The following is a 26,784-nucleotide window of genomic DNA, read 5'->3' on the forward strand; positions in this document are numbered from 1 at the left end:
TGCCTATTCCCTATTGCCTACGCGCAAAAAATTATTATGCAACTTGATGCAAACAAATTTTCATGGTTCCAGGTTCCAGATGACATCAAAAACCTATTAATTTTAGCTGCACAGAACTGGGAAAATACATCAGAATCCAAAAAATATATTCAACAAGCTTTAGCACAGACTGGTGAAAATACAGATGTATTGATAGCAGCATATAGATTTTTCTATTATAAAAATAATTATTCTCTTGCATTACAAACAACAGTTAAATTATTAGATAAAATTAAAGAACTAGAGAAATTTCCTGATGACTGGGAGCAACTTCAGCCTATATTAGTCAATCGCAAAGAAGATCCACAAATTCGATTGTACTTAAATGCTTATGCTGCTTCTGGATTAGTGCTAGCAAAGTTAGGAGAAATTGAGCAAGCAAAAGAGATCAGCACCAGAGTCAAACAGATAGACGAAAAAAATGATTTTGGTTCTGGGATTCTGCTCGATATTTTAACACGTCCAGCAGAAGAAGACGATTAATTAGTCAGCAATGAAAAGTCAAGGTGAAAATCATGAACAATTGGTTATCTACTAAATCCTATTCTCTATTAGGAGCAGCTACCGATAGTAACTCTATCTTCCCTGTGATTACCATACCTACTAAAGCTCCTGTAGGTAATGGTAATATTCCTAATGTCTCACCGATCATTGTGATCCAATCTTCTCAGCTATCAATTTAAACAGTTATGAAAGGTAGGGATTGGCTGCTAACAGGGGACGGTCAGCATCAAGCCTGTAAATCTGTAAGAGCCTGGGATTTATTGAGAGAAAATTACCGCCTTTATCGGTTTTTAACTGAGGTGGAAGATGTTCTCAATGGCAGTGACAATGAAACCAGTTGTCTGCCAGAAATTCGGATGCTCGTAAGGCGCTTGATTGTAAATTCCTACTGGGTACAAAGTCAACATTTAGAGCCTTCACCCAAAACGGGAAACTCTGTTTTACTCCTATATGATGAATTGGGTTTTCCGTTAACAGTGCAAACAGTAACATTTGCACCGGGAACCCGTTCAAACATTCATAATCATGGAACATGGGGAATCGTGGCGGTGCTAAAAGGCCAGGAAAAAAATACTTTTTGGCGACGCACCAATAGCCCAGAATTTCAGGACAAGATTGAAGCAACGGGAGAGGTAACTCTCTTCCCAGGAGACATTATTAGCTTTACTCCCGATGCAATTCACAGTGTAGAAGCAGTGGGTGATGAACCAACTGTGACTTTTAATATTTATGGCGAAACCGATCCGAATGAGAGGTTTGAGTTTGACTTAGTTAGCCATAAAGCTAGGAATTTTTAATTTCATCGGTTCGTAGTTGGCGCTTTAGCGCTAAAGAGTAATTAGGAGATAGTTGAATGGCAAGGGTAATTTTCTATAGCAAACCAGGTTGTAAAGGTGGTGTTAAGCAAAAAGTTTTGCTAACAGCTGCTGGTCATGAGGTGATACCACAGAACCTGCTAAAAGAAGCTTGGACAGCTGAACGGTTGCGCTCATTTTTTGGCGATCGCCCCGTAGTCGAATGGTTTAATCTTTCCGCCCCCAAGATAAAATCTGGTGAGGTGGTTCCTGAAAAAGTGGATGAACAAACCGCTTTGGCGTTGATGCTGAAAGAACCACTGCTAATTCGTCGTCCTTTGTTAGAAGTAGGCGATCGCCGTGAGGTAGGATTTGATGTACAAAAAATTGATACTTGGATTGGCTTACAAGCTGTGGATGAATCCTTGCAAGAAATCAGCGACAAGCTTTTGAAGCAAGATTTGCAAAATTGTTCCCACGGTAAAGATCATAATCATGGTCAAGGTTCTCAACAACACCAAAAGCAAGGCAACTGTAAACATTAGTACAGGACTTTTGCACTGAGGTAATCTGTTAAAACCTGAGTTATTGAGTTTGAGATGTAACAATGCTCTCAAACTCAGTAGACAAGTTTGGAGTGAATTAGTATTTGTAACATCTCGTGAAATAATGCTGCTTTTTGTCACAAATGTTACAAAGCTAAACTTGCATGGGCATAGTAAGTATGCTTAATATTGCAAGAATAAAAAACAATGACAGCTACTTTATCTGGCTATCAACTCCTCGAAACCCTTCACTCCGGTAGTAAAACCGTCATTTATCGTGGACGGCGAGAAACTGATAACGCCTCTGTCATTATCAAAACTCTCTTATGCGAACATCCGCTCTTAGAAGACATAGCTAGACTGCGCCACGAATATCAAATCATTGAGACTCTGGAAATTCCTGGCATTGTTAAAGCTTATGAATTAAAGAATTATCAGCATGGACTGGCTTTAATTTTAGAAGACATTCCGGGTTGCTTGCTCCAAGAACTAATTGCAACTCAAACAACCACCTTGATTACTTTCCTCAAGGTGGGGATTAATCTGGCACAAATTTTAGGAGAACTGCACGCCCAACAAATTATTCATAAAGATATTAAACCGCACAATATTTTAATTGACCCCGATTCTGGCGAAGCCAAACTGATTGACTTCAGTATCTCCTCACGACTTGATAAAGAAAATCCCACCTTGAGCAATCCGAATTTGCTCGAAGGTACGCTTGCATATATGTCACCTGAGCAGACAGGGAGAATGAATCGGGCGGTTGACTATCGCACCGATTTTTATTCGCTGGGTATAACTTTATATGAAATGCTGACGGGTATTTTGCCCTTTGAAGCTGTTGATGCGATGGAGTTGATCCACTGTCACATTGCCAAAACGCCAGCCGCACCCTGTAGCGAAACCGTGTGCCGCGTCTTGGGAGATGTGCCAGAAGCCATTAGTGCAATTATTTTAAAATTATTAGCGAAAACAGCAGAAGAGCGGTATCAAAGCGCCTGGGGACTGAAAGCGGATTTAGAGGAATGTTTGTTTCAACTGCAAACGACTGGAAAGATTGAAAACTTTGTACCGGGAAGACAGGATAAATCTGGGCATTTTTTGATTCCGCAAAAGCTATACGGCCGCAAAGCAGAAGTAGCAACATTGATGGCTGCGTTTAAGCGTGTGGCAGGTGATAGTAGCGAACTCATGCTCGTCTCTGGTTATTCGGGGATTGGAAAGACGAGTGTCGTCAATGAAGTTCATAAACCCATTGTGGGAGCAAGGGGTTATTTCATTGCAGGCAAGTTTGACCAGTTCAAGCGCAATATTCCTTATGCATCCTTGATTCAAGCATTCCAATCCTTGATTCAGCAATTACTTACCGAAAGCGAAGCCCAAATCCAAGTTTGGAAAGAGAAACTCTTAACTGCGTTGGGAGAGAATGGGCAAGTCATTATCGATGTGATTCCCGAAGTCGAACTAATTATTGGAACTGTGCCACCAGTAACACAACTGGGTGCGGCTGAATCTCAAAATCGTTTCAATCGCGTTTTTGGGCAATTCATTGGCGTATTCACGACCCAAGACCATCCCTTGGTTGTGTTTCTCGATGATTTGCAGTGGGCAGATTCGGCATCGCTGAACTTAATTGAGCTATTGATGACAGATAGCGAGCGCAAATATTTATTGTTAATTGGAGCATACCGCGATAACGAAGTGTCGCCTACCCATTCACTGATGATGGGTTTGAACAAGATTCAAACAGCAAATGCAGTGGTGAATAACATTGTCTTATCACCGTTGCAGGTAACAGATGTGGAAGCGTTAATTAGCGATACTTTGAATCACACAGAAGCCAGCAAGCCACTAGCAGAATTATTATTTCACAAAACTGGAGGAAACCCTTTTTTCTTAACACAACTGCTAAAAACTCTACATCAAGAAGACTTGTTAACGTATGACTTCCAGTTTGGAGTTTGGCAGTGGGATATCCAACATATTCAAGCGATCGGTCTTACCGACTTAAACGTGGTTGAATTAACGGCGAGAAATATTCGCAAACTGTCACCAGAAACACAGGAAGTCCTTAAACTGGCTGCTTGTATTGGCAACACGTTCAATCTGGATGTATTAGCGATCGTTAATGAAGCATCTTCTTTAACAACTGCGGCGCAATTGTGGTCAGCCCTTCAAGCTGGGCTAATTTTGCCGTTAAACCAGGATTACAAAATTCCCTTAGCGTTTACTCAGGATGATTCAGGCGGCGTTACCTTAACTGATGTTAAAGTTGACTACAAGTTTTTACATGACCGAGTACAACAAGCTGCGTATTCTCTGATTCCCGATGAGCAGAAGAAAGCAACGCATCTGAAAATTGGTCAATTACTGCTGCAAAAGACTACACCAGAAGAACGCAAAGAAAATATATTTGCTTTAGTTAACCAACTGAATTATGGTACTGATTTACTAATATCTGAAACAGAAAAATCTCAACTTGTAGAACTCAATCTGATCGCAGGTAAAAGGGCAAAAGCAGCCACAGCGCACGATTCCGCCATCAAATATTTGCAAGTCGGTCTAGGATTGTTAGCAGAAGATAGTTGGCACACTCAGTATGACCTAACATTAGCACTGCATGAGGAAGCAGCAGAGGCAGCTTTTTTGAACGGTGATTTTGAAGGAATGCAGAGATGCGTTGAGGTTGTGCTAAAGCGCGCTAAAACGCTGCTGCACAAAGTGAAAGTCTATGAAGTCCAGATCCAAGCTTACATAGGGCAGAACAGGCTGCTAGAAGCGGTTAGTACGGGGCTACAAGTTTTAAAACTCTTAGGAGTAGAGTTTCCCCAAGAGCCGAACGCGTCAGATATTGGGCAGGCACTAGGAGAAACTGCGGCAATTTTGAGTGGAACGCGAATTGAAGATTTAGTTAACCTGCCTCAAATGACCGATCGCTATAAATTAGCAGCGATGAGAATCATGTCAAGTATTTTTGCTCCTGCATACATGGCTGCGCCAGCACTGGTGCCTTTGACGGTGTGCAAACAAGTAAATTTATCCGTTCAATATGGTAATGCTTCTGTCTCTCCCTTTGCTTATGCCAATTATGGTCTTCTTCTTTGCGGAGTTGTAGGAGATATTGATTCAGGTTATCAGTTCGGTCAATTAGCTTTAACTCTAGTGTCAAAGTTAAATGCTCAAGAAATCAAAGCCAAGACACTCCTGATAGTAAATACATTTATCCGACCTTGGAAAGATCATCTGAGAGAAACCTTAGAACCTTTTGTGTCAGTTTACTCTAGCGGACTGGAGACAGGTGATTTAGAATTTGCTGCTTATGGTCTACTAATGTACTCTTATCTCGCTTACTTTAGCGGCAAAGAACTGACTGTCCTTGAAAGAGAGATGGCTATCAATAGAGATGCTATTCATAAAATCAAGCAAGAAACACCGCTTCATTATCTAGAAACCTATCGGCAGGCTACATTAAATCTGCTCGGAAAAAGTGAAAATCCCTGCCTTCTAAAGGGTGAAGCCTGCGATGAGCAGATTGCGTTTCAATTGCACGAGCAAGCGAACGACAGATTGGGAGTTGCCTACATATATTGGAACAAACTTTTACTTAGTTACTGGTTTGAAAATTACTCAGAAGCGATTGAAAATACTGCTCTAGCAGAGAAGTATTTAAACGTAGTGGTAGGATTGCCTCTTGTTCCTCTATTTCATTTTTACGATTCTTTAGTAAGGTTAGCGATATATCCAGATCGCCAAGCATCAGAACAACACGCAATTATTGATCGCGTCCAAGCTAATCAAGAAAAAATGCAAAAATGGGCGCATCATGCCCCAACGAATCATTTACACAAATTCTATCTAGTAGAGGCAGAGCGGCATCGGGTTTTAGGGGAAAAAATCGAAGCTATCGAGATGTATGACAAGGCGATCGCACTTGCCAAACAAAACGAGTATATCAACGAAGAAGCGATCGCTCACGAACTTGCTGCCAAATTCTATTGGTCATGGGGTAAACAAGCCATTGCCCAAACATACATGACAAATGCTTACTACACCTATAGCCATTGGGGAGCGATCGCTAAAGTCAAAGATTTAGAAGCACGCTATCCGCAATTGATTGTGCAATCAAACACAGAAAAACTAGAAACGAATTACCTGCACAATATTCAAACAAGCTCCACGACTAGCGGAGGGGCTGAAATTCTCGACTTGATGGCGGTGATGAAAGCTTCACAAGTCTTGTCAGAAGAAATGGTGCTGAGTCGCTTGCTCGAAAAATTGATGAAAAATGTCATCGAAAATGCTGGCGCTCAACAAGGTTACTTTATTGTCAAGCATAAGAATCAATGGATGCTAGAAGCGACGGGAGTAATTGAAGGTAAGAACGTTAGCGTTGTTGTTAACTTTGAAGATGAAACTCATTTACTCTCACTTCCGGTTGCCTTATTCAATTATGTCGAAAGAACCAGAGAAAGCCTGATTTTAGACGATGCTGTTAAAGACTCTCGCTTTGCGGCTGATGATTATATCGGCACTCACCAATCTAAATCGATTTTGTGTCTACCACTGATTCACTCTGGCAAGTTTACTGGTCTTCTTTACCTGGAAAATAATCTTATTCCTGGTGCTTTTACTTCAGAACGAGTGAATGTCCTGAGTCTGTTGACAGCACAAATTTCGATTGCGATCGAGAACGCCCGTCTGTACACCAACCTACAAGCTTATTCGCAACAACTGGAAGCTAATAATGAAGCTTTGCAAGCATCTGAAATGCGAGAGCGAGAAAAAGCCGAACAACTAGAAAAATCTCTGTACAAACAGCAACAAACCCAAGCTCATCTTGTGCAGACTGAGAAAATGTCAAGCTTAGGGCAATTGGTAGCTGGCGTTGCTCACGAAATCAACAATCCCGTCAATTTTATCTTTGGCAACCTGACCCATGCCAACGGCTATACCCAAGAGTTGCTAAGACTATTGGAACTTTACCAAAAACATTACCCATCTCCCCATCTAGAAATTCAGGAAGAAGCTCTAGCAATTGACTTAGAATTTTTGCTGGAAGACCTACCTAAACTAATGTCTTCTATGCGGGTTGGAGCAGACCGAATTCGGCAAATTGTCGCTTCTCTGCGAACCTTCTCACGCATGGACGAAGCCGAGATTAAAGCCGTTGATATTCATCAGGGGATTGATAGTACCCTAATGATTCTGCAACATCGCTTCAAAGAAAAGTCAGATCGTGTTGGTATTGAGCTTGTTAAACACTACCGCAACCTACCCCAAGTGGAATGCTATGCAGGGCAACTCAATCAAGTGTTTATGAATGTATTGAGTAATGCGATCGATGCTTTGGAAGAGTCATTAGCGGATAATCAAGGACAAATAATAACTCCAACCATAACTATTTACACTGAACAAATTGATGCTAATCAAATCGAAATTCGGATTGCAGACAATGGTTTAAGTATACCGGAGTCTGTTCAGCGCCGCTTGTTCGATCCTTTTTTCACCACAAAACCTGTGGGTAAAGGGACAGGTATGGGTTTGTCGATTAGCTACCAAATTATCACTGAAAAACATGGTGGCTCACTCTCTTGCATCTCAGAACCAGGTGAGGGGGCAGAGTTTCAAATCCGCATTCCAATTTGTCAGAAAGTCAGCAAGAACGTTGTAGTTGGCGTTTAGAAGTAGGGGGTAGGAGGCAATACTTTTCGGGTTTTGGGGGAAAGGGGAAAGGGAAAGGGTTTGAATTTCCCTTTCCCCATTGCCCTTTAACCTTTCCCCAGACCAAATCTTACTCTCTTTTAAAACTCACGAAACAATACACGCGGTAGGGGCAATTCATGAATTGCCCTAAGAAGAAAATCTTTCTTTTTGACTATTGTTTGCGTAAGTCTTATCTTTAACGCACGCCAGCAGTTTCTAATGACAAGTCTTGAAACATGGGGGTGCTGAGATAACGTTCGCCGAAGGAAGGCTGAATCATCACGATTAAACGTCCGGCATTTTCTGGACGTTTACCTACTTGAATGGCAGCGCACAAAGCTGCACCAGAGGATATCCCAGATAATAAGCCTTCTTCTTTTGCTAAACGTCGCCCGTAAGCGATCGCTTGTTCATCGCTGACTCTAATTACTTCATCAACCAATTCTAGGCGAAGAACGTCTGGGATAAATCCGGCACCAATACCTTGAATTCTGTGTGGCCCGGCTTCACCACCTGAGAGAACTGGGCTGTTGCTGGGTTCAACTGCGATCGCCTTAAAAGTCTTTTTACGACCTTTAAGTACCTCTGCAATTCCGGTAATCGTCCCACCAGTACCTACCCCAGCAATGACGATATCCACTTCTCCGTCTGTATCTGTCCAAATTTCTTCGGCGGTAGTTTCTTGGTGAACTTTAGGATTGGCAGGGTTGCGGAACTGTTGCAGCATAAAAGCATTGGGAGTATTAGCCACAATCTCTTCGGCTTTGCGAATCGCTCCCCGCATTCCTTCCGCGCCTGGTGTCAATTCTAAAGACGCGCCATAAGCTCTCAACATAGCGCGTCGTTCTTGGCTCATCGTCTCTGGCATTGTCAAAATTAAACGGTAGCCACGTGCTGCTGCTACCATCGCTAGAGCAATTCCTGTATTACCTGAAGTAGGCTCAACTAAAATAGTCTTTCCAGGCTCAATTGAGCCAGCCGCTTCTGCTGAAAGTACCATACTTAACCCAATGCGGTCTTTCACCGAAGCTGCTGGGTTCATGCCTTCTAATTTGACAACTATCCTTGCTACTACTCCCTCAGCTTGAGGAATCTTGTTCAGTTGAACTAAAGGAGTTCGTCCAATCAGTTCTGTTATGTCTTGAGCAATTCGCATTATTTAACTCCTAAAATCCTAAATCTTAGTACAGAGTATTTACTTATAACAATAAGCTTTTGTGTATTTAATTTGCAGTTTAGTGCCAATGAGTGCATATACTATGTATTCTAACTAAACCACAAAATCTGAAAGTTTAGGAAGAACTTTTATCAGATGCTCTCATTGATTCTCACTTCAGCAGATGTCTAGTTCGCCATTCTTTTATTTTACCATTTGGAATTGCTGACTGTTGTCTCTTAGGCTAAGATCAATTTTTATAATTCTGTATATATGAATATTTTTTATCATCATTCTCTATTTGTTAGGGAAATATAACTTAGTTTCAAAATATTTAATGGACTTTCTAAATTTATTAGTTTATCTTTATCAAAAGATATCGATATTTACTTTTGAGTACAGATTTTGTCTACTAAAACTTGCATTAAAAACAGTTCTAAAGCTGTGCCTACATTGCTTTTAGATTGAGTACAAAAACACCAGAACCCCACTTCAAAAACACTAGCACCCCATCTCAAAAACACTAGCACCCATACCCCAATATTTTTTTATAATACTTATCTGATAAGGATTACAGCCGTTGAGTACTATTCTAATGAATTTAATAATCTTAACAGAGCTAGGGTAAACTGTTTTGTGGAGAGCGACTGATATAAATCGTATAGGATTTACGCAGAGATTCCCCTCTACCCCCCAACATTCCTGAGCGAAAGCTGAGTGAACTAGGGGGGACTTCTTAATCTCCCTTTTGAGAGTAAGATGAAACCACATTCGAGAATCTAAGTGTGTTCTTTCTGATTGAATAATCCTACGTTTTGCGAAAATGTTAGTAACTTTTCAGTGGTCAGTAGTCAGTGATAATTAGAAAACCAACTGACAGCTAATAATTGTGAAAATTACCGTTTACACATATTTTAATATCAAAACTGTTTCAGATAAACAGCAAATGATATTTTCTTACTGGGTGCATACTACCTAGCAAGGGAGAGCCAAGATGAAAGCCAAACTTTTAAATGTTCTTACAGTTTGCGTAGTTATTTTAACAGTGCTTTCTCCAGAACTAGTAGTATTTGGCATAGTTTGGGAGCGACATCTGGATTTAGTAAAATCCCAGAATTTAGTCTACGAAGTTAACAAGACTACCAAAAATGCTCCCGACTTGGCTTCCCAGACAGAGGTTACACATTCCCCTCAGACTAGCATCCAATCCTCTGACCGTAATGTGATTCATCAAATGCTGACTGTTGCTGAACAATATAAATTTGCCGCTATCTTGCAATGGTTCTTCTTGTTAACTCCTATTTGTGTTGGGTTTGGAATTCTCTTTTACGACAGATATCTTGTACATCGTGCGGCTGTTTTAAAAGAACAAGTTGAAATGTTGGAAAGACTGTGGCAACAAAGTATCGAACAGTGACCAATTCCCAATTAACTCACTAAAATCAACCAAAACAAAACACCATGTCAGAACAACGCCAGCAACTGTATTTTAATCTGATTGATGAATTGCTCAAATGCCCTAATGGTCAAGAACCAGAAATTTTAGAATCTAAGCCAGAATTAATTGACTCTGGTTTCGTAGAAACAATGTTACAAGTAGCAACGATGTTTGCCCATGAAGGCAATCAAGATGGTGCCAAGTTTTTATTTTTTGTGGCGCGTGAGCTAGCTAAAGAATTGGGTTTATACCCAGAAGTTCCCAATACTGAAGTTGAAAATCCTGAAGCTGCCAATAAGGAGTAAAAATGCTGTTGACTTCAACGGATGCGGGACAAATCGCTTTAGAACTGCTCATGGCAGATTGGAATATTTCAGAAGAGAATCGGGAGTGGTTCACAATCTTTAACTCTCGTCTGATTGGCGAGAGTTGGTACACTGTGGAATTAGGTGTAGAAGGATTTCCCGATAGATGGTTTATTCAAGTATATGACACTGGAGCTTGCGATCCAAACTATACATTTATATCACCAATACGTGGTTCTGAAGGCTTCACAGATTTTGTAAATGTGCCAGATATCATAGCAGAGGTATTAGTTTGTGAACGCAATGCTCGATAATAATTAAAAATTCAACATTTAGAATTCAATCTTGAAATGTGCTAATTAAATACATTTTATTTGAATTCATGATTTTTGATATCAGAGTATTTGGGAGCATCTATCCTTGGCAAATATACCTGTCGATGAGAAATCGCGGTTAATCTTGCACGCTAATTAAAAACTAACCCACAGAGGTGGGTTTTGTATTGATAGCCGTGTTCGAGGTATTCAAATCAATACTTTGATATTTCATTCAATATAAAGATGCTTTACGCAAATCGGAGGTGATACCAAATAAGGTACACCTCTTTTTTTATGTAATATTTAATATTTTATTTAAGCCTTATAAGGTATTTTGTCATATTTAATTGATAAAATTATGTTATATTAAATAGCGTGATGGACGCTACAGAAATATCAGTTCCAATGATTGCTGAAGATATCTTAGCCAAAGAATTCACAAGAGTCCTCAACCACTACTACCCAAAAGTTGGGGAATTACTAGATGGGTGTTATGTGAAAGTCATCACCTGTTTTTGGGGACGACCTGCTCGACGGTTGCAATATATAGGAATTTATTGCTCTGACGAAATGATTTCCTATGTGCAAGCCCACAAAGAAATTCTCAGAGAAGTTGCAGACAATATGGGTCTAGTACAGGTAGTCTGCATGAATGCCAAACGATTATTGCGCGATCCGATGTCGAACATCAAACACAATAACCCACGGCTATGGTTGGAGTTGCAGTGGGTGGCAAATTAGTCTTTGATCGTATTAATGAAGAGGAGTAAAGGTGTTTGTCGTGAAGACTTTAGTCCTCAAATATTGAAGCACTAAAGTGCTTACTACAAACCTATTGACCACTAGAATAGCCAGCACAAAGTATCAAAGCAAGTAATGAAAACTGGAATTTTCTGCAATTACGATAATCATCACCAAGATGCTCGTCGTGCTATTTCTGAGCAAATCGCGCTGATAAAACAGGCAGAAAGTTTAGGTTTTGAGTCAGCCTGGGTGAGTGAGCATCATTTTAGTGAATCCAATCTCAGCCCGTCTATGTTGCTGTTAATGGCACACTTGGCGGGATTGACTTCAACTATCCAATTGGGCACTGCGGCGGTGTTACTGCCATTCCATAACCCAATTCGGGTAGCGGAGGATATTGCCACTCTGGATAACCTGTGCAATGGACGATTATTATTTGGAGTTGCCAAAGGCGGCCCCTTTCCCCAACAAAATAAGCATTTTGCGACACTCCCAAGTGAAGCCCGTCCTAAGATGCTAGAGGCGATCGCATTAGTTCAAAAGCTTTTATATGAAACTGATGTATCATTTAATGGCAAGTATTATCAGTGCGATCGCCTGACAATTTACCCAAAACCATTGCAGAGTCAAGTACCAGTGTATGTTGCCACTGGCGGCGATGATGGTATCGAACTTGCCGCGAAACATTCCTTCAGCTTGATGGGTGGGCCGCCATTCTCCCTACATAGATTGAAGGATACTGTTGCTAAATATCGAGCCTTAAATTCTAGTGGTGCAGAAAACTTCGTGCTGGCACGCTTTTTTTATGTTGGCAAAACATTTGATGAAGCAGTGAGTGAGGCATTGCCTTTCATCCGCCAATTTAGCCAGAAAATGAAAGCTAATACGGCTCAAGTATTGCAGAATAGTGCAAATTCCAACCAAAAACCATTTGACCGTACAAATATTTGTTTCGACGAAGATTATTTGATTGAGAACTCAATTATCGGTGATGTGGAGACTTGTCGAGACAAAATCAAGAAATTTCAAGACGAATTAAATTTAGCTACCCTAGCCCTCAAACCCTCGTCTGCGGATTTGCAAAAAAACCTGGAGAGTTTGACGCGCTACAACCAAGAGGTGCGAAATTATGTCTTCTAAACTATACCTGCTTCCTCCCGATGATTTACCTCCCACTGAGGTAACAAAAGAGGATGGAATGTTGCAGATGGAGCTAGAACAGTCTACTGGAAGATGCTTTTATCTAGCTTGCGATCGCATTACGCGAGTCTTATTGTCTAATTGTCAGTGGTATATCACAACAAATGCTAGCATCCTAACATTAATTGTTGACTGCCCTGACTTAGTATCTTACTGGCATATAGTTAGCAATATTGCTCAGTTGGGTAATAGGTTAGAGCGGTTTGCTAGCAATGGAAAAATCCGCGTTTATCCGCCATTTGGCAAGGGGATGCCGTTTGAAATCAGCGTAAATGAAATATCTGCTTATCGAGATTGGCTTTGAGGTAAATAGGCACACACTCAATACTTTTCGGATAAACCCAATAATCTCTCTTTTGGTCTGGGGAAAGGTTAAAGGGCAATGGGGAAAGGGAAATTCAAACCCTTTACCTTTCCCCTTTCCCCCTTAACCGAAAAGTATTGGGCACACACTGGGAATCACAAAAAATATAGCTTATTTATTTTTACTGCTGTTTTACACCCTGTACTCCTAAAGTGCAGGGTGTTGCAATTTTTATCAAATCCACCTCTCAAAATACCAGTTTTACGAAATAGAATTCACTCCCAGACGCTCACGAATTTCGCTGACTTGTACATCCCAAAGTTGATCCCATTTTTGCGCGATCAACTTGCCTGGAGTATGAGAACCTACCCTGTAGCCACGAGATATTTCTGTCATCAAAGCTTTAAAATTATTAGGTTGATAAAGGCTAATCATCACCATGCCAAAACTCAAAAGCATGACGCTGATGGGAATTGGAGTCTGAGCTAAGAAAAAAGCTTGTAGACCAATTTCACCAATTCCATTTGTGTCAAATCCAGCGACTACATGATATATGTCATGGGTGGATCTCCAAAGCATTTTAAGATAGGAAATATCATCAACAACAGCAACTTTTTTATAAAAGTAGGGATCGAATCCTCTAGCTTTCATTTCTCTAGCATAAACATGACCTAAAGTTCCCTCTGGGAGTTTACCTAAATCATCTAAATTGAAAGGTGCTGGTAGCCAGCGTTCTGTAAACAACGTATTCACTTCAGGGATTTTTTTTAGTTCATTAACAGCTAGCTGTGCCATTTCTGTTTGGTCAAGTGCGTCCTCGAAGTCAAATACTCTATCAGTATTACCATCTCCAAATTTTAGGGCACTAGATGCCAGGAATTGAATGTAAGCAAGAAGTCCTTTATCATTGTTGTAAGTAATTACATTCTCCATAGTAATTCTCTGTTTTGAGATATAATTTTGCTACTTGAAATCTTAGTCTTCAATATTGGAATATATTTATCCAGGTTTTCATGAATCTTCAGAGGTATTTAGCGAAACTTTTTGCTATAAATATGTCTAATTAACAAATTGACTTTGACAAATAATTTTAGATTTTACTAAACCGTATTAGATTAAAAACAGTTAATAAAACAGGAGTCAGAATACAGAATTCAGAATACTCTACCCATAAAGGGATAGAGTTTTAAGGCGATTTTAATTTTTTTCGCCCATCAGGGGCGAGGTTTTAACCAATATTCAGACGCTCACAGACTCGCTAACGCTGCAATACTTGTCGGTTAAGGGGAAAAGGGGAAGGGGAAAAGGGAAAGAAAAAACCTTTAACCCTTCCCCTTTAACCTTTTCCCCAAACCCAATTCTGAGTTCAAAATCTAAAACCCGAGTAGTATTGGCTAACGCTGCGCTATCATCCACTCATACAGAATTTAATTCTGTTAGCGGTAGCGGGGCGTTTAGCCCATTCTGACTCCTGAGTTCTGAATTCTTCTTATAAAAATTAGAACATAGATATTTAGTAATTTCAGGGGCAAAGCTTCTAGTAAAAGGTTATAAATTTAAACCAGGTTTTTTATCTCAAAGCTTTGCCCAAAAGCTAATGTTTGCTTACGCTAAAATCACCATTCCCGAAGGAGGCAAATCAATTCGCACAGTTGCGCGACGGTCGTTATGATGTTGTACGGCTACAGTTTGGTCGCGGGGTGGGTGGCGTAAATATGAATCGCTCCAATCGCTTTTGTATAAAAAGGTCATGGTCGAGTCTTGGGGATGTATATAAGTATCTACTGTGACTTCTGCACCGCGATTCTCTAAGCCGTTGGTATTTAGTACCATCAACACTTCTGTGTCAAATAAAGTCTGTGACCAAGCAACTAATTCGCCTTGTCCGGGAATGGAGAAGGGAGAGTTATAAAAGGATGTTTCGCGTAGGTAGTGATGTCCACGGCGCAAGGCTTTACCAATTTTATCGTGACTGTTGCGAATCCGCGCGATCGCAGCTATCCGCAAATAGGTAGGATGGTCGATATCGAAGAAATGACAGTCTGCTGTTTGAAATGCGCCAAAAGCACCGCCAAACATTGCTTCTTTGATATATCTATCTTCCGCAAACCTTCCACCCTCTATGCTGTAATCGTGATAACCTTCATTTCCATCAAAAGCCTGCTCTGTTCCATAATAAATAGCAGGGATTCCTGGCATGGTTAATTGCACACCAACAGCATGAGCAACTTGCTCATAGAGATTAGGTACATTACTGTATGCGGCAAATCGCTGCTTATTAGTGCGGGATGACATCTCATAGTCATCCAAGATGGAGACATGATATATCCCAATTTGGCGGTATTCTCCAGCGAGATTGTTTTCGCTATACAAATCGAAAAATTGCTTGGGGTGTACTAACCCTTTGGCGAATGCAGCCAATTCATTAGGGGTCTGTGCAATGTCTAATACAGCACTAAGGTTGCGAGCAATAATGTCTATGTAAGCACCAGCCATACTACCGGAGGTTATTTCCCCAGTCAGTAAAAAGTTGTCTTTACCGATAGATTCGGCGTATTCACGGACAGCTGTGCAGAATTTGCGGGAATCTTCTGGAGAAACGTGCTTGAGGCTATCTATCCGCAAGCCATCGCAGTCAGAAAGAGCAATCCAATATTGATAAACTCTGGCTAGAGCTGCAATTACGTCATTTCTGTTAAACCAGTTATCAGCACTCTGGCTGTAAATTACATCTAGGATGACATACATCCTGCGATCGTGGGCAGCATCAATTAAATCTCTTAAATCTTGACGGGTGCCAAAGTGGGGGTCAACATCTAAAAATTCTTGAATGCGATCGCTATGGTAAACTTCTAACTCAGAACGTTGCCGCCAAGGTGGATTAATCCACAGCGTTGTTATTCCCAATCGTTGCAAGTAGTCTAATTTACTTTTAATTCCTTTAAGAGTACCACCAACAAATGTTGTCCCTGCTGCCATCCAGTTGGCTTTATCCTTAACCTGGAATTTTGCAAGATTGGTGTGGTCAAAAAGCTCTCTTTGATTTTCATTATCGTCACTGAATCTATCTAATACCAATTGGTACAAAAACTGGTCGCGCCAACTGATAGGACTCGGATAAACTCTCCCTCGTGGTTTTAGGTCTGTTTCGGAGAGTTGCTGGGGTGTCAATTCTTCAACTTTAGCCATGAGGATTTACACACAGATAGGAAAATGGAAGTATGCATTTTAGATGTTAGAAAACATACTTTAAATTTTCATTAACCTGCGGGGGGATTTTGTAAATTAGCGACTTTATTTTTCGATGATAGATTTTAGTTTAAACGTAGATGTGCTTCTCTACGAGACGCTACGCGAACACCTGACCGCAAAAAAGTGTGGAGGAACACAAAAAATATAGAGAGATAATAAATAGAGTTTTCACAAATAGTTTAAGAGGATGTTTTAAAAGTCATGATTGATCTATCAAATATTTTTACCCCACCCTAACCCTCCCCTTATAAAGGGGAGGGAACTAGATTTCCTGTTTCCCCCCTTTATACGGGGGGATTAAGGGGGGTAATCATTCTATTAAAATCACAGCCAACCACTTTTAAAACATCCTCTAAGACTGCTAGAGAATTAAAATTATTAATTAGGTTTTTGAGCAATTATCTGATAAAGGTTATCAAACTGAGCCATGAGTGATGGAGGAACAGACGTAAAATTAATATAAAATTTTCCTCTTGTTGTCGGTTTTTCTAAGACTTTGGCATAGATATCTTCACTGACTTGTGTTGAGTTTTTAGAGATAAAAAGATTGATTTTAAGATTAGTGAGCTTCGGTGGTACTTCATTGGGAATATCTACTTCTAATTCAGCTCCTTTTGCTGATAGTTTGACTAAACGACCGTAAAAGATCGGATTACCCATTTGCTTTTCATTCAAAATAGTGTACAAAAGCGGAATCTCTTGAGGAACAGGTAAAAATAATTCTTCTTCTTTGGGTAAATAAAGATTGTATCTTCCACCCACACCATATACTTCGTAAATAGTAATTGTCTGGCTTACACCTTTTGGCTGAACTTGCTTTTGCCCGATAATTTTGATGCTTGATCCGACTTCTTTGAAAGTCTGCTCAGAAATGAGAATTTGACCGCCACTAGTATATGATTCAATTCGATAAGTGAGATTTACTTGACTACCGACAATTCCATATTTAGTACGTTTTTCGGAACCAATATTACCGACTATAACTTCACCTGTATTTATACCAATCCCCATTTCTAATGGTGGCCAGCCGAGGGTTTTCATCTTTTCATTAACGCTACCCATTGCTAACTGCATGGCACAGGCACAGGTAACGGCTCTGAGGGCATCATCTTCTTTTGCAATCGGGGCACCAAATAAAACCAGAATACCATCTCCCATAAACTCATCAATTGTGCCTTGGTAATGATTAATCACATCTGCCATGTATTCTAAATAGAGGTTGAGAATGTGAATTACCTCTTCTGGTGGAAAGCGTTCTGAGAGAGCGGTGAAGCCTCTTAAGTCAGAGGTGAGGATAGTAATTTTGCGGCGTTCACCACCAAGTTTTAATCCTTCCGGACTTTCTAACAAGTTAGCAACAACCGTATCACTCAAATATCGTCCGAAAACTTGGCGAATTAATTGGTTTCTTTTTTCTAATTCAGTGTTGGCTTCTGCTAAATCTGTAGTTCGTTCTTTAACCCGATGCTCTAAATTTTTGCTGTTTTCTCGGAGTTTCCCAACAACAAGTGTCAATCCTGAAAGTCCTAAGACTGACATACCGCCTAACATGGCGAAGGTTCCTTGGAGACTTTGATTGGTCTTGGTTACTAAATTATCGAGAGATTGAGAAATCCCCCAAGCTCCAGCAACATCTCCTACTTCCCAGTTTTTCTTTGGACTAGTAGCATCTGTGTTATGACAAGTTACACAACTTGCTTTCATCAGGCTAGCTTGTGCATAGCGCAAGGTAGTGTTTCCATTTTTCTTCTCAAGGCGATAGAATTTTTGACGAGGGTTTTCTTTCAAGAAGTTGAGTGCATCGCGCTCAAATTCGTCTTTGGCTCCCCCTTTCGTGCGCCAAGGATATGGATAGTTACTATATAGTCTTACAGACATTTCGGCATTTTTTTCACTAATTTGCTCACCGAGTTCGATCGCAAAAGTTGAGGGTAGGGGGATTGCGCCTTTGGTATTGAGGTAAGCGTGGGTGACGGTAATTCCAGGCACGAGTTTAGCTCGATCTGCGGCGGCGGCGCTGTAGAGGTCAAAAGCTTGAGTTAATGATTGGATATTCAAGGCAGCATTTTGCACTGCTTGAGCTTCAATCAAGCTCGATGAAAGCGCAGACATATTAGAAATTGCGATCGCGATCGCTGCACATAACATCAGCGTGAGTACAAGAGTAATTCTCTGTAACAGTAAACGTAAAAGCGATTGCCAAATTCGATTAATTAATAACTGAATCATTCGAAAAACTGTTTTTTACTAGTTAAAATTTTTGCAGAGTCTAGAGAATATTAAAATAATTCGTAATTTTTAACCCGTAATTAAGTTTTGCAACGGTGAGAAAGACAATATTTACAAAACTTGCTGATGACAAACCCAGGAACTTAAACCCCAGAATTTGTTAACGTCTTGGTTTATTGCTCAACGGCAAAGCCTTGTGTAAAGAATTTGTAAAATATTGCATATTGTTTTTGCTATTATCTGATAAATGAATTATGCCATTCTAATTATAAAATTTAAAGTGCATTTAACTTTTGTCAATTGCAGCAATGGATATTGATCAAGCACTCGCATTTACAGACGCTCTTGTTTTTGCCAAGTCAAGAGTTCATTTAAGCGATCTCCAACAAGCCATGTTGCGTGAGTCTTGGTCTTTGGAACGTCAAAGTTACGATCGCATTGCCGACATTTATGGCTATTCTCCAACTTACTTAAAACATGATGTTGGCCCCAAGCTTTGGAAACTCCTTTCAGAAGTGTTAGGAGAAAAAGTTAATAAAACAAGTTTCAGAAGAGCAATCGAGCGGGCAACAGCACAATTAAATCAAGATATTGAAGAAAAAACGCTAGTAAAATTTACTGAGAATCAGCTAGTTGCAGAAGCGCAGACTTGCTATCAAGATTGGGGAGATGCAATCGATGTTGATTTTTTCTACGGAAGACAAGCAGAACTAGCTCAGTTACAACAGTGGATTTTGGTTGACCAGTGTCGCCTGGTGGCTGTGTCAGGAATGGGCGGAATGGGAAAGACTTCTCTCTCTATCAAGCTGGCGCAACAATTACAGAGTGATTTTAAATGGGTAATTTGGCGGAGTTTGCGAAATGCACCACCAGTACAAGAGATATTAACCGAGTTATTAAAATTATTATCTAATCAGCAAAAAATTGATTATCCAGAAACCGTTGAGGGCAAAATTTCGCGTCTATTGCATTATTTGCGATCGCAGCCTTGTCTGGTAATTTTTGATAATATTGAGACCATCTTACAACATAACGATAAATCTAAATCATCCTACATCGAAGGCTATGAAGCTTATGGCGAAATATTTAGACAAATTGGAGAAATTCGCCATCAAAGCTGCTTAGTGTTAACCAGCCGAGATCAGCCTCCAGAAGCTCGCCTTCTAGAAGGAGCAAGCTTACCAGTCCGGGCTTTTCAATTGGGTGGATTGAAAAAAGTAGAAGCACAAGAACTTTTGCATTTAAAGGGTAATTTCCAAGGCTCAACAGAAGAATGGGATCGGCTAGTTGAAGGTTATGCCGGAAATCCCTTAGCATTAAAAATTATTGCAACTACGATTCAAAACTTGTTTGATGGCAGTATTTCTGATTTTCTCAACCAGCAAGCTTTTGTTTTTGGAAATATTCGCAATCTCATTGAGCAGCAATTTGAACGGCTTTCTGAATCCGAAAAAACGGTTCTTTATTGGCTTGCTATATATCGCGATCCTGCTTCTTTTTCAGAACTGCGATCGGATATTTTTCCACGTAGATCGCCCCAAGAATTAATTGATATTTTAGAATCACTAGAGCAACGTTCTTTAATTGAGAAGACCAAGGCGACACTGATTGAAAAACATCAGACCCAGTTTTCACTTCAGCCTGTGGTAATGGAATATGCTACCGAGAAACTGGTTGCTCAAGTTTGTCAAGAACTTCTAGCAGGTTTAGAAGCGAATGCCGCTCAAAAAAATTTGCTGTTCAAAACTCATGCATTACTCAAAGCTCAAGCAAAAGATTATGTGCGAGAAACGCAAGTTCGTTTCATTCTCAAGCCGATTCTAGAACGCTTACTACTCGATCGCTTATTCATAGAAGCAAGCGAAGAACTTGTCATTGAGAACCTGCTGACTCAATGCTTAACTAAGTTACGAGGTACATCTTCACTTAAAACTGGGTATGCAGGTGGTAATATTTTAAATTTACTTTGTCAATTGCAATCAACTTTAACTAACTATAATTTTTCAAATTTAACAATTTGGCAAGCCTATTTACAGGATGTAAATTTGCATAATGTTAATTTTGAATCCTCTGATTTGAGTCAGTGTGTTTTTGCTGAAACCTTTGGTATGGTGTTTGCTGGTATTGCTTTTAGTCCAGATGGAACATTATTAGCTACAGGAGATGCAGAAGGTGAGCTTCGTTTGTGGCAGGTTGCAACTGGGCAACTGGTTATGAATTTTGCCGGACATCTGGGTTGGGTTTGGTCGCTTGCTTTTAGTCCAGATGGGCAATTATTAGCGAGTTGCAGTAGTGATAAAACGATTCGCCTGTGGGATGTCAACACTGGTAAGTGTCTAAGAACATTGTCAGGACACACAAGTTCAATTTGGTCAGTTGCCTTTAGTGCTGATGGTCAAATGCTTGCGAGTGGAGGCGATGAACCAACAATAAGATTATGGAATGTCAACACTGGGGACTGTTATAAAATTTTGTCGGGTCATACCGATCGAATTCTCTCGGTTTCCTTTAGTCCAGATGGTCAAACTCTAGCAAGTGGCAGTGCCGATTTCACGATTCGACTTTGGAAAATTAGTGGAGAATGCGATCGCATTTTAGAAGGACATAGCGATCGCATCTGGTCAGTATCATGGAGTCCAGATGGGCAAACCCTAGCCAGTGGTAGCGCCGATTTCACGATTCGACTTTGGGAAGTTAGTACTGGAAAGTGCTTCAATATATTACAAGAACATAGCGATCGCATTCGGTCAGTAGCCTTTAGTCCCAATGCCCAAATGCTGGTCAGCGCCAGCGACGATAAAACAGTCAGAATTTGGGAAACTAGTACAGGGCAATGCCTAAATATTTTACCAGGACACACCAATTCTATATTTTCAGTTGCTTTTAACGTAGATGGTCAAACCATTGCCACTGGTAGCACAGACCAAACTGTAAAACTATGGGATGTCAGCACAGGTAGATGCTTTAAAACCTTAAAAGGCTATAGTAATTCGGTATTTTCAGTTGCTTTTAATCTAGATGGTCAAATTGTCAGTGGCAGCACAGACCAAGCCGTGAGACTATGGGATGTCACTACAGGCACTTGCTTAAAAAAATTCACCGGACATAGTGGCTGGGTAACTTCCGTAGCGTTTCACCCAGATGGACATTTGCTAGCCAGTAGCAGCGCCGATCGCACCGTTCGCTTATGGTCAGTTAGCACTGGGCAATGTCTGCAAATTTTGACAGGTCATGTAAATTGGGTGCAATCAGTTGCCTTTAGTCCTGATAAACAAATCTTAGCAAGCGGCAGTGACGACCGAACCATTCGCTTATGGTCTATCAATACAGGAAAATGCCTCAATATCTTGCAAGGTCATTCCAGTTGGATTTGGTATGTTACCTTTAGCCCCAATGGTGAAATACTTGCTAGCAGTAGTGAAGACCAAACCATTCGCCTGTGGTCTATTTCCACAGGTGAATGTCTTCAAGTCTTAGAAGGACACACGAGTAGAGTCCAGGCGATCGCTTTTAGTCCAGATGGGCAAATCCTCAGTAGCGCTAGCGAAGATGAAACAGTTCGCCTGTGGTCAGTTGATACAGGTGAATGTCTGAATATATTTCAGGGACACAGTAATAGTGTTTGGTCAGTTGCCTTTAGTCCAGAAGGTGATATTTTGGCAAGTAGTAGCTTAGATCAAACAGTGAGAATTTGGGATAGACATACAGGGGTTTGTCTGAAAGTGTTGCCTGTCCTGCCTCATGCAATGCGATCGGCGATCGCATTTGGCAAATCTACAGAACATTATGCGATCGCTAGCGGCAGCCAAAACGGGACTATTCAGATTTGGGATACCCAAACGGGTAAGTGTTTGAAAATACTGAATCCTGACAGACCTTATCAAGGAACTAATATTACAGGCGTAACAGGAATCACGATAGCTCAAAAAGATGTTCTCAAAACGTTAGGTGCCTTCGAGATTTAATTCAGGAATTACGCAAACAATAGTCAAAACGGGGCAATTCATGAATTGCCCCGTTTTGCTTGTCCTGACAATTCAGATCGGGAGCATCCACTTTTGGAAGAAATTTACTCAAAAATTACCCAAATCAATTCATGTAGTCACGAGCAAAGGTTTTATGCTTAACTTCAGAGCTTTTATCTTTGCTTTTAACTTATATAGGCACTTTTGTAATTAACAAGTTAGGTTATATAATCAATCTGATACATTTCTATAAGAAAGTTATCAAATTACAAAAAACCATTTAAATACATTAGGAGTCGTGAAATAACTTCCCTTTTGAAAAAAATTAACCTTGATTAGTAGGGGTTCAGCGATTAAAAAAGGTAATTTATTCGTGTGGGGTTCCTTAGCAAAAATTTAAAATTATAACTTTGATTAAACCAGAAAGCTAAAATTTGTCAAAATGGCTTGAAGATTGATAAATTTTAAGCTTATTTTGTCATCCGCTGATTTTTGAAATCAATTCTTTAATTGCTTTAACCAACAGACTAAACTAATGCGATCACTTTCTCCTGTGGACTTACCTACTTTAGAGCAGATAGTTGAACGTTCTCCTTTAACTGTATTACCTGATACCCCACTTATTGATGTTATTGCTCTAATGAATAGAGTAAACAGCAGTATAGTAGAGTCTAATTTTGATTTTAGTAGTTGTGTTTTAGTAGTTGAAGAAACAAACTTAATAGGTATATTAACTCTACGGGATGTAATCCGACTGACTGGGATAGGCAAAGATTTATCCAGTGTCAAAATCTCAGAGGTGATGACACAACCAGTCATCAGCCTGGGGTTGGCTCAGGCTCAAAATGCCCTCACAGCTTTATCTTTCATGCGTCAACATTGTATTCGCCATCTACCTGTAGTAGATGATCTTGGACAATTGGTAGGCTTAATTACCCAAGACAGAATTCGTCAGGTTATCCAACCAGTTCACCTGTTGAAATTGCGATGTGTGACGGAAGTAATGGTAACTGAAGTTATTCATGCTCTCCCGACTACATCTGTGCTGGAATTGTCTCAAATCATGAGCGATCGCCAGATCAGTTGTGTGGTAATTGTCGCCCAACAGAAGGAGGAATTGATCCCGGTAGGGATGATCACTGAAAAAGATATTATTAAATTCCATTTACAAGGACTAGATATAGCCCAAACCCAGGCGCAAGATGTGATGAGTACGCCTGTATTAAGCATCACTCCCACTGAATCTTTATGGACTGTTCACCAGTTGATGCAAGAGCGAAAGGTGCGGCGATTAACCGTAGTTGGAGAACAAAGCGAACTACAAGGACTGGTGACACAAACTAATCTCCTGCAAGTGCTTGATCCCCTAGAAATAGACAGGGTAATTCAAGTTTTGCAAGCAAAAGTTGAGGAACAAACAGTTAAACTTAGGCAATGCAACCAGCAGTTAGAACAGGAAGTTAAACAACGCCGCCAAGCTCAACAAGAATTAGAGTTACGGGTGGCGGAGCGTACAGCTGAACTAGTACAAGCAAATGTACGTTCGATACGGGAAATTGAGGAGCGCAAACAGACTGAAATAGCACTCCAGCAACGTGAACATCAGTGGAAAGCTCTTTTTGATCATGCTCTTGATGCGATCGCTATTACCGATGACGAGGGGCGCTATATAGAGGTCAATCCAGCAGCCTGTAAGCTGTTTGGTGTATCTAAGGAAGAACTGTTAGGTTCCACAATCGCGGATTTTGCAGCCCCCGAATTTGATTTTACCCAAGCTTGGCAACAGTTCTACGAACAAGGACAAATGTTTGGTGAGTTTAGCTTATATTGTCCTGATGGCACAGTGCGAGAAACTGAATTTGCGGCGGTTGCCAATTTTATACCACATCGTCATCTTTCAATACTGCGGGATGTGAGCGATCGCCAAGCCGCGCTACACGATCATAAACAAGCTGAGGAAACCCTCAGAGAAAGCGAGCAACGGTTACAATTGGCACTTAGTGTTGGTAAAATTGGCACTTGGGAATGGAATCTGAAAACCAATCAGGTTATCTGGTCTGAGAGTTTGTTTACTTTATTTGGTCTAACTCCTGATACCTTTGATGTCAGCTATGAAAATTTTTTAAATCTCATTGTCCACCCTGAAGACCGTGAATTGCTGCATCAATCAGTTTTGCGAGCAATTGACCAGCAAGTACCCCATAATCTCGAATTCCGGTTTATTTACCCAGATGGCACAGTTGGTTGGTCAGTATGCAAGGGTCAAGTATTGTATGATGACACCACCAATGAGCCACTCCAGATGATTGGGGTGAATGTAGATATTACTGAGCGCAAACAATCGGAACTTGAAATCCGTAAATTTGTTTCTCTGGCCGATAACAGCACGGAATTTATCGGTATGTGTGATATGAGTTTTGTGCCATTCTATGTAAACCCGGCGGGTATGCAACTAGTCGGGCTAAATGACACTCACGAATATAGCGAAACGCCAGTCAGGGAATTTTTCTTTCCCGAAGATCAGGACTTTATCATCAATGAATTTTTCCCGCGTGTTTTGCGTGAGGGACGGGCGGAAGTAGAAATTCGTTTCCGTCATTTCCAGACGGGAGAAGCATTATGGATGGTTTACAGCGTTTCTTGCGTCAAAGACACCAACGACCAGCTAATTGGTCTGGCAGCCGTCAGCCGCAATATTACCGATCGCAAGCTGGCCGAACAGAAAATTGCCGAACAAGCAGCTTTAATTGATATTGCTACCGATGCCATTTTTGTCCGCGATTTAGAAAACCGCATTCTGTTCTGGAGTCCAGGTGCTGAAAACTTATACGGTTGGACAGCAGAGGAAAGCATGGGGAAATTAGCCCATGAACTTTTCCAGGTAGAATCCTTGTCTCAACTAGCAGCAGCTTTAAAAACCACTCTCGAACAAGGTTCTTGGCAAGGGGAGTTAGAAAAAACCACCAAAACTGGGAGAAAAATTATCGTTGCTAGTCGGTGGACACTGGTACACAATCAATTCGGACAAAGCCAATCTATCTTATCAGTCAACACCGACATCACTGAGAAAAAACAACTAGAGCAAAAATTTTACCGCGCTCAACGCTTGGAGAGTGTAGGAATTCTAGCCAGTGGCATTGCTCACGACCTCAACAACGTCTTTGCTCCCATAATCATGATTGCCCAATTGCTGCCTTTGAGATGCAAAAATCTGGATGCGCGGACTCAAGAACTGTTCAAAACACTAGAAAACAGCTCGCAGCGTGGAGCTAACTTAGTTAAACAAATTCTTGCCTTTTCCCGTGGTACAGAAGGGAAGCGCATCTTGTTGCAACCTGAGCATTTGCTCCAAGAATTGATCAAAGTCATCAAACAGACATTTCCTAAATTCATCGAAATTGTTAATGACATTCCCATAAACACATTATGGATGGTGCAAGCCGATCCCACCCAACTAGAACAGGTATTTATGAACTTGGCAGTCAATGCCCGTGATGCTATGCCCAATGACGGTATGCTCACAATTAATGCCGAAAACTTGATGATTGACGAAACAAACGCCCGAATGCACCTGGACGCGAAAGCCGGAGGCTACATCGTTGTCACCGTCTCAGATACAGGGACGGGAATCCCTCCAGAATTCTTAGAGCGCATATTTGATCCCTTTTTTACAACTAAAGAAGTTGGTAAAGGTACAGGGCTAGGACTGTCAACAGTTTTAGGTATCGTCAAAAACCACGGTGGTTTTGTGGAAGTATCAACTCAGGTAGGTAAAGGGACACGATTTCAGGTGTTTTTGCCCAGAGGAGAAGGCAAAGCAACCGAGACAATAACAAAGGCAGGATTACCTGGAGGTAATGGCGAATTGATTTTAGTTGTTGATGATGAAGACTTTGTAAAACAAACCAATCAGGAAACTTTAGAAGATTATAACTACAAAACCCTTGTAGCTAACGATGGCATTGAGGCGATCGCTTTGTATGCCCAGTATAAGGAACGAATTAGTGCAGTTTTGCTAGATATGTCTATGCCCAATATGGACGGATTAACAGCTATCTCCATCCTGCGAACGTTCAACCCCAATATTAAGATTATTGCCACCAGTGGTTTACCCGCTAACGAGCAAAAGGCTATTGCCGTTGGTGCTGAGAAGTTTCTTTCTAAGCCTTATACAGCAACAGATTTATTGACTACTTTATCTACTGTAATTGGGCATCCTGGGGAGCCTCAATCATAGGCAAATTACACTCAATTTTGACCACTGAATTTCGATTTACGCTGCCACT

General features: G+C 40.7%; 17 protein-coding genes. 13 read left to right on the top strand and 4 right to left on the bottom strand.

Annotated elements, in window-relative coordinates; genetic code table 11:
* The first annotated feature begins 36 nt into the window (after positions 1-36).
* From H6G86_RS00120 to H6G86_RS00140, 5 genes are all read left to right on the top strand, one after another.
* The gene (locus H6G86_RS00120) at positions 37-522 is read left to right on the top strand and encodes a hypothetical protein (RefSeq protein ID WP_190932897.1); all 486 of its coding nucleotides are present in this window, start codon (positions 37-39) and stop codon (positions 520-522) included.
* 32 nt (positions 523-554) lie between these two features.
* On the top strand, positions 555-722 hold the full coding sequence (locus H6G86_RS00125; RefSeq protein WP_190932600.1) for a hypothetical protein: 168 nt from the start codon (positions 555-557) through the stop codon (positions 720-722).
* 6 nt (positions 723-728) lie between these two features.
* Complete coding sequence (locus H6G86_RS00130; RefSeq protein WP_190932601.1) at positions 729-1,340, top strand: cysteine dioxygenase family protein; 612 nt, start codon at positions 729-731, stop codon at positions 1,338-1,340.
* A gap of 56 nt (positions 1,341-1,396) precedes the next feature.
* Entirely contained in the window at positions 1,397-1,882 is a 486-nt protein-coding gene (locus tag H6G86_RS00135) for an ArsC/Spx/MgsR family protein (protein ID WP_012407150.1), read from the top strand.
* Positions 1,883-2,089: 207 nt separating this feature from the next.
* Positions 2,090-7,567 carry a trifunctional serine/threonine-protein kinase/ATP-binding protein/sensor histidine kinase gene (locus H6G86_RS00140; protein ID WP_190932602.1) on the top strand — a complete coding sequence of 1,826 codons (5,478 nt, stop codon included), beginning with the start codon at positions 2,090-2,092 and terminating at the stop codon, positions 7,565-7,567.
* Positions 7,568-7,784: 217 nt separating this feature from the next.
* Here H6G86_RS00140 and cysK read toward each other — a convergent pair whose 3' ends face one another.
* Positions 7,785-8,744 (bottom strand): cysteine synthase A, encoded by a 960-nt coding sequence (gene cysK / locus H6G86_RS00145; protein WP_190932603.1) that lies wholly within the window; start codon positions 8,742-8,744, stop codon positions 7,785-7,787.
* A gap of 994 nt (positions 8,745-9,738) precedes the next feature.
* On the opposite strand from cysK, the gene H6G86_RS00150 reads away from it, so the two are divergent.
* From H6G86_RS00150 to H6G86_RS00175, 6 genes are all read left to right on the top strand, one after another.
* The gene (locus tag H6G86_RS00150) at positions 9,739-10,161 is read left to right on the top strand and encodes a hypothetical protein (RefSeq protein ID WP_190932604.1); all 423 of its coding nucleotides are present in this window, start codon (positions 9,739-9,741) and stop codon (positions 10,159-10,161) included.
* Positions 10,162-10,205: 44 nt separating this feature from the next.
* The gene (locus tag H6G86_RS00155; protein WP_190932605.1) at positions 10,206-10,487 is read left to right on the top strand and encodes a hypothetical protein; all 282 of its coding nucleotides are present in this window, start codon (positions 10,206-10,208) and stop codon (positions 10,485-10,487) included.
* Between the two features lie 2 nt (positions 10,488-10,489).
* A complete protein-coding gene (locus tag H6G86_RS00160) occupies positions 10,490-10,801 on the top strand; it encodes a hypothetical protein (RefSeq protein WP_012407155.1) in 312 nt (103 codons plus the stop codon).
* A gap of 381 nt (positions 10,802-11,182) precedes the next feature.
* Positions 11,183-11,545 (top strand): hypothetical protein, encoded by a 363-nt coding sequence (locus H6G86_RS00165; protein WP_167306207.1) that lies wholly within the window; start codon positions 11,183-11,185, stop codon positions 11,543-11,545.
* Between the two features lie 135 nt (positions 11,546-11,680).
* Entirely contained in the window at positions 11,681-12,688 is a 1,008-nt protein-coding gene (locus H6G86_RS00170; protein WP_190932606.1) for an LLM class flavin-dependent oxidoreductase, read from the top strand.
* On the top strand, positions 12,678-13,052 hold the full coding sequence (locus tag H6G86_RS00175) for a hypothetical protein (protein WP_190932607.1): 375 nt from the start codon (positions 12,678-12,680) through the stop codon (positions 13,050-13,052). The genes H6G86_RS00170 and H6G86_RS00175 overlap by 11 nt, the downstream gene beginning before the upstream one ends.
* A 261-nt stretch (positions 13,053-13,313) precedes the next feature.
* Here the strand turns inward: H6G86_RS00175 and H6G86_RS00180 are convergent, their stop codons facing one another.
* The 3 genes from H6G86_RS00180 to H6G86_RS00190 all read right to left on the bottom strand — a co-directional run bounded on the left by H6G86_RS00180 (position 13,314) and on the right by H6G86_RS00190 (position 18,533).
* Positions 13,314-13,985 carry a Coq4 family protein gene (locus tag H6G86_RS00180; RefSeq protein WP_190932608.1) on the bottom strand — a complete coding sequence of 224 codons (672 nt, stop codon included), beginning with the start codon at positions 13,983-13,985 and terminating at the stop codon, positions 13,314-13,316.
* A 672-nt stretch (positions 13,986-14,657) separates the two neighbouring features.
* Complete coding sequence (locus H6G86_RS00185; RefSeq protein WP_190932609.1) at positions 14,658-16,241, bottom strand: alpha-amylase family glycosyl hydrolase; 1,584 nt, start codon at positions 16,239-16,241, stop codon at positions 14,658-14,660.
* 441 nt (positions 16,242-16,682) lie between these two features.
* Entirely contained in the window at positions 16,683-18,533 is a 1,851-nt protein-coding gene (locus tag H6G86_RS00190) for an adenylate/guanylate cyclase domain-containing protein (RefSeq protein WP_190932610.1), read from the bottom strand.
* 308 nt (positions 18,534-18,841) lie between these two features.
* Here H6G86_RS00190 and H6G86_RS00195 point away from each other — a divergent pair, with 308 nt between their 5' ends.
* Positions 18,842-22,498: a WD40 domain-containing protein gene (locus H6G86_RS00195; protein WP_190932611.1), complete on the top strand. Its 3,657-nt coding sequence runs from the start codon at positions 18,842-18,844 to the stop codon at positions 22,496-22,498.
* A 535-nt stretch (positions 22,499-23,033) separates the two neighbouring features.
* Positions 23,034-26,735, top strand: coding sequence for a PAS domain S-box protein (locus H6G86_RS00200; RefSeq protein WP_190932612.1), 3,702 nt, complete (start codon positions 23,034-23,036; stop codon positions 26,733-26,735).
* The last annotated feature ends 49 nt before the right edge of the window (positions 26,736-26,784 follow it).

It is taken from the genome of Nostoc sp. FACHB-133, assembly GCF_014698055.1.
Classification (GTDB): Bacteria; Cyanobacteriota; Cyanobacteriia; order Cyanobacteriales; family Nostocaceae; genus Nostoc.